Consider the following 5413-nt stretch of genomic DNA (forward strand, 5'->3'; position numbering starts at 1 on the left):
AGGGCTAGATGGGCAAATGTTCCCATACAACGCATTGGCAGCCGGTCATAGCACTCCTATGGAAGGAACAGCCGAATTTAACCAGCGTTTTAATAAGGGACTATTCTTAAAGAAATGTGGTGAAGGAAAATATCAAGAGCACTATATTCAATCACCGGTAATCAGCCTGCAACCAATGCTTTAGATATAAGTGATGTGGTCATCGAAGCCTTAAATAGATTATCTGCCTATAAAGAAGGTGCCAATGATGGCATCGTATCGATGTGTATTGCAAAATTTGGTAAAACTATCCGTGATGATTATCCATGGAATCATTTAGATGAAATTAACCTGATGTTTGGCATCAAAGGGACTTTTGCGCCGGATCCTGTCAATGTCTACCGCCAACATGCCAATCGTTTAAAACTGCAAGGTTTATAAACCTAAAATTCAGACATAAAAAATGCGCCGAAAGGCGCATTTTTTTGCTTGGAAGCAAGGCTAAAATTAACCTTGTTTACGAGCTGGCAACTTTTCACGAATACGTGCAGCTTTACCAGAAAGTTCACGTAAGTAGTAAAGTTTAGCACGACGAACATCACCACGACGTTTCACTTCAATCTTAGCAACGATTGGAGAGTGAGTTTGGAATACACGCTCAACGCCAACACCGCTAGAAATTTTACGTACTGTGAACGCAGAGTTCAGACCACGGTTTTTCTTAGCGATTACAACGCCTTCAAACGCCTGTAGACGTTCACGGTCGCCTTCTTTTACTTTTACTTGGACAACTACTGTGTCACCTGGTGCAAAAGCTGGGATGTCTTGTTTAAGCTGAGCATTTTCAACAGCTTGAACTAAAGGATGCTTACCGCTCATGGGGTATCTCCAATATTGTGGGTCAGAAGAGGTCTGATATCCACTGGGGCTAGAGGCTAAAGCGCATAGACCCGATTGACTTTCCCTTTATGCTTGACCGCTTCAATGCATAAAGAGTCTATTTAAGTGTGGCAAAAAAGCGAAGCTTCTTGCCTTTTGCGCTCGGAGAATAAATTAAGATCTATTTCCTTGCAAATCTTTTAGCCATTTTTTTTGTTGCTTTGTCAGTTCGACTTGTTCGACCAATTCAGGTCGACGTTCAAGCGTACGCTGATAACGCTGCAAAAAACGCCATTTTTCAATATTGGCATGATGTCCCGATTTTAAAACGTCTGGCACATCCATACCCTCAAAATGGTCTGGCTTGGTATATTGTGGGCAATCTAAAAGACCATCCACAAATGAGTCTTGCACATGGGATTGTTCATCCGACATCGCACCCGGAAGTCTCCGGATAATACTGTCCAATAAAACCATCGCAGGGAGTTCACCACCCGACAACACGTAATCTCCAATCGACCATTCCTGATCAACATATTTCCGGATCAAACGCTCATCAACACCTTCATAACGTCCGCACAATACGATCAGTCCGTCATATTTAACGAAATCCTGTACAGCAGGTTCATTTAAGGTTTTCCCTTGTGGTGACATATATACCACAGGAACATGAACTGCACCCGCTTGCACTGCAAGCTCTTTGGCACGATGAATTGCTTTCGCTAATGGCTCAGCCATCATCACCATACCGGGACCACCACCAAATGGACGTTCATCCACCCGTTTGTAATTCCCTTCAGCAAATTCGCGTGGATTGATGCAATGAATTTGCATCAAATCACGTTTTGCTGCGCGCCCGCTAATACCGTAGGCTGTAATCGCTTCAAACATTTCAGGAAAAAGCGTAATGACTGCAAAGAACACCGCAGACTCCTCATTTTCCTGCTGCGTTAATCCTGTTAAAGATTAATAATCTACGCCCCAATTTACGTAGATACGACCAGCTTCGAGATCAACGCGTTGTACCACATCTTTATGCCATGGGATCATTCGCTCTTCGTCATCAATGCTATCAGCAGTTGCGCGAACCACCATCACATCATTGGCGCCTGTTTCAAACATTTCGTGGATTTGACCAAGATTGATTTCCTGTTCGTCATTATCCAGACCTAATACGATTAAGCCTTTCAAATCTGACCAGTAATACTCGTCCACGCCTGCTTGAGGCAGTTGCGATTTTGAAATCCAGACATTTGCGCCAACCAATTCGTCCGCCCCAGTGCGGTCAACCACACCTTTCAGCGAAACAACCAAGCCTTTGCCATGCGGTTTCCAACGTTTTACATCGACAATTTGCCAACCTGCTTTGGTCTCAATGTACCAAGGCAGATAGTCAAATATATTGCTCATAGGTTCTGTATTAGAATAGACCCAGAGCCACCCATTCAATCCATATGCTGAACGTAGCTGTCCAATCTGAATACGATCTTCGGGAACATTCTGTGTTGGTATCATGGGCTAGCTACTACCGTATTAAACAGCAGCTGCAGCTTTTTTAGCTTGAGCAGCTAAAGAAGCAACACGATCAGAAGGCTGCGCGCCTTGAGATACCCAGTGAGCAAAACGGTCAGCATCTAAACGAAGTTTTTCTGCTTTACCTTGAGCTGTAGGGTTGAAGAAACCGATACGTTCGATGAAACGACCGTCACGTGCATTACGGCTATCAGTCACAATGATTTGATAGAACGGACGTTTTTTAGCACCACCGCGTGCAAGACGAATAACAACCATGATAGAACCTTATAGTTTTTACGGATTATCCTTGTACCGACCATCGATACAGCTCAAACCCCTTTCATAGAGGGCAATATTTTACGCGAAGTTTGCCCTGAATGAAAGATCAAAAGTTGGTTGGCTACAATTTTGGGTTTAGAGAGGATTTAATCCCAATTCGTAGTAGCAGTAGCAGTACAACTTAAACCTTTAGTCCAGCATTTATTCCCTTGATGATCCAAGACAATATTGCCATTTCCTGCTTGTGTTCCATATGGTGTCGCAGTCAAGACCCAAGAGTCAGCTGTTACATTTGAAAGGACAAATTGATAATTTTTTTTTGTAGAACTAGGATAGTCAGCTGAAACATTTAAATCTGACAAGATCAAAGGCTGACCATTTTTTTTAATATATGTTGAATTAATTACTTTATATCTTTGCATTAACGACGCAATACGTGTCATCTCTGCTTGAGCATCAACTCGATTAGACTTAATGACGTATTGTGTATAACTTGGATATGCAATAGCTGCCAATATCCCAACAATGGCAACTACAATCATAAGTTCAATTAATGTAAATCCATGCTGTTTTACCATGGTTGGCTTCCTGCTTTTGTAGATTCATTCCAAGGTTCACATTTAAAGTTGACATCTGCTTCAATAGTTGACTTACACTTTAAACCATTACTTCCCATTAAAAAGTAATGGTTTTTAGGATTAATATCGGGTGTTACTTTGATGTACCACCCTCTTCCCTGTACATCAGAATTTAGCCCCTTTGTATTATCATCTAAATCGTAAATATTCAGATAATAGCCGCTAGGCAGATCTACATTTGTGGCTGTGAAATTTCTGTAATTAAAATTTCTTGCCCGATAACGTTCTAACTGTTCAGCAACTTTTAAAATTTCTTGCTGAGCTTTAACTTCTTTATTCTTTCTAACCGTTTCTTGATAATTAGGTATTGCGATTGCAGCAATGATCGCAAGGATCACGACTACAATCATAAGCTCAATTAAGGTGAAACCTCTGCCATACCGCATTCAAATTTCTCCTTAACGCTCATACCAACGCTGTGAAATAAATTTCGTCTTACCTTGATAAGTTTTCAGTGTTTCTGTAGTCGGTAAGTTAAGAACTAAACCTCGTTTAGTGTCAACACCACCAAAGCTAATACCAATATTACCCTTTCCTAAAAATACATTGTTTGGTCTATTTACAACTTCAGTGCTATTACCTTTTTTAACAGTACATTGTCCAAAAGGAAGACAGAATTGAGCAACATTACTTGCCCCTCTTACTCCTCCAGAACAACCTACGGTATCAATATCAATATTGGCATCAAAAACGCTGACATATAAATCATTATCGATAGCCACATGATCATTTAATATTCTCTTATTGCTTCCAGGATTATAGAACCATCCTCCTTTTGAAAGCGGGACCAAGGTATTTCCATTCTGATTAGCTACCAATTCATTGCCTGATAAACCAGTTGGTTTTATATCTTTTGTATATAATTCCGTATTTTTTAGAATTGATAGATTACGTCTAGCTACATCTTTATCATATATTACATAAACTGCTTCTTTTTCATTGTCTTGAGCTGACATTGGATAACTTAAGTTTCCAGAACCCAGAGTAACTACACCAAATGTAGTGTTTCCTGAATTATGAATCGTGAAAGTGGGTGTTGTATAAAATCTTGGAGCATTACTTCCAGACATATCAAGGAGTCGAACTATACGCTGAGCAACATTCCCTCCTGTAGCTCCATTTAACCCAGCATTTTTATTCCCATTTAAATCCACTCTCCATAATTGCCCCCCTAAATCACCGAAATATAAATGGTCTGCAATCCCATCTGCATTTCTATCAACAGCCTTAATTCCACTAACTACACTTCGTTTTAGGTTAGCATCATAATATTTATTAGTAGCTGTATTGCTTGATCCTACATTTGCACTTGCCCACCAAAGAAGAGAACCATCATCAGCATCAAACATATAGATTCCGGCACCTTCATCAATACCTGATGGATTGTAATCTACACTAGACTCATAACGTGTATCATACCCCCCTCCAACGAGCATTACCAATTTACGTTTACCTTGCCAATTTACCCATGTAATAGTTGGTTTTGACCAGCTTTGCCCCATACAGCCTAAAGGATTGCTACTACTACAAGTTCCAGACGGTGCTATTTTAAACTTTAGCTTTGGAGTACCTGAACTTGAGGTAACATCAGATAGGTCTAAAGAATAATAACTTTTCCCCCCCATTCGTAGACCACCATATAACCATTGCTTACCACCATTTACTGTTACTGTAGGATTGGCATTTGCAGCACTTGTAGATTTAGTTACATATTCTGTATGAGCTGTCCATTGCCCATCAATACCATATTTCAAGTCAGAAACCTGATTATCCTGAGATAAAAATGCTTTAGGTTGATTATCAATCATCTCCGAAGGAACAAAAGCAAAAACTTCCTTTCCAGCATCACTGTCTGTTGCATTCTTGCCAGCGCGAACTATATGAAGAATACCTTGGGTACTACCATATACAATTAGATCATCACGGTTTGTAAATGTTAAAATATCATTTTCATAAGTAGTTGTACCTTGTTGCGTCAATAAAATTGGCTTTGAATGCATAACCGCACCCATTAACCAATCTCTTTTCGGCGCCTGATTTAGTACTTGCTGTAATTCAGTTTGGTAAACTTCTTCTTTAGGGTATAAATCAATGTTATAAGCTAAATCCTTACCGATTGGGTA

General features: G+C 40.1%; 8 protein-coding genes and 1 pseudogene. 2 read left to right on the forward strand and 7 right to left on the reverse strand.

The window, feature by feature from the left end:
• A pseudogene (locus B4033_RS09610) lies at positions 1-184 on the forward strand (hypothetical protein); the annotation flags it as partial.
• An 11-nt stretch (positions 185-195) separates the two neighbouring features.
• Entirely contained in the window at positions 196-420 is a 225-nt protein-coding gene (locus B4033_RS09615; protein WP_273798415.1) for a hypothetical protein, read from the forward strand.
• 66 nt (positions 421-486) lie between these two features.
• Here B4033_RS09615 and rplS read toward each other — a convergent pair whose 3' ends face one another.
• The 7 genes from rplS to B4033_RS09650 form a co-directional block, all read right to left on the reverse strand.
• Positions 487-858 (reverse strand): 50S ribosomal protein L19, encoded by a 372-nt coding sequence (gene rplS, locus B4033_RS09620; protein ID WP_004787066.1) that lies wholly within the window; start codon positions 856-858, stop codon positions 487-489.
• A 174-nt stretch (positions 859-1032) separates the two neighbouring features.
• A complete protein-coding gene (gene trmD, locus B4033_RS09625; RefSeq protein WP_048881781.1) occupies positions 1033-1782 on the reverse strand; it encodes a tRNA (guanosine(37)-N1)-methyltransferase TrmD in 750 nt (249 codons plus the stop codon).
• A gap of 42 nt (positions 1783-1824) precedes the next feature.
• Positions 1825-2373, reverse strand: coding sequence for a ribosome maturation factor RimM (gene rimM, locus B4033_RS09630; protein ID WP_286833483.1), 549 nt, complete (start codon positions 2371-2373; stop codon positions 1825-1827).
• A gap of 18 nt (positions 2374-2391) precedes the next feature.
• The gene (gene rpsP, locus B4033_RS09635; RefSeq protein ID WP_005013161.1) at positions 2392-2649 is read right to left on the reverse strand and encodes a 30S ribosomal protein S16; all 258 of its coding nucleotides are present in this window, start codon (positions 2647-2649) and stop codon (positions 2392-2394) included.
• A gap of 149 nt (positions 2650-2798) precedes the next feature.
• Positions 2799-3230, reverse strand: coding sequence for a type IV pilin protein (locus B4033_RS09640; RefSeq protein WP_253170197.1), 432 nt, complete (start codon positions 3228-3230; stop codon positions 2799-2801).
• Positions 3224-3676: a type IV pilin protein gene (locus B4033_RS09645; protein ID WP_286833485.1), complete on the reverse strand. Its 453-nt coding sequence runs from the start codon at positions 3674-3676 to the stop codon at positions 3224-3226. Before B4033_RS09645 ends, B4033_RS09640 begins: the two co-directional genes overlap by 7 nt.
• 12 nt (positions 3677-3688) lie before the next feature.
• Positions 3689-5413: pilus assembly protein (locus tag B4033_RS09650; protein ID WP_286833488.1), on the reverse strand; the 1725-nt coding region annotated here is incomplete at its 5' end.

This window comes from Acinetobacter sp. UBA3132, assembly GCF_002364825.1.
Taxonomy (GTDB): domain Bacteria; phylum Pseudomonadota; class Gammaproteobacteria; order Pseudomonadales; family Moraxellaceae; genus Acinetobacter; species Acinetobacter schindleri.

Excerpts from the sequence above, each read along its gene's own strand:
- rplS (WP_004787066.1), bottom strand. The coding sequence starts at position 858 with ATGAGCGGTAAGCATCCTTTAGTTCAAGCTGTTGAAAATGCTCAGCTT.
- rimM (WP_286833483.1), bottom strand. The coding sequence starts at position 2,373 with ATGATACCAACACAGAATGTTCCCGAAGATCGTATTCAGATTGGACAG.
- rpsP (WP_005013161.1), bottom strand. The coding sequence starts at position 2,649 with ATGGTTGTTATTCGTCTTGCACGCGGTGGTGCTAAAAAACGTCCGTTC.
- B4033_RS09640 (WP_253170197.1), bottom strand. The coding sequence starts at position 3,230 with ATGGTAAAACAGCATGGATTTACATTAATTGAACTTATGATTGTAGTT.
- B4033_RS09645 (WP_286833485.1), bottom strand. The coding sequence starts at position 3,676 with ATGCGGTATGGCAGAGGTTTCACCTTAATTGAGCTTATGATTGTAGTC.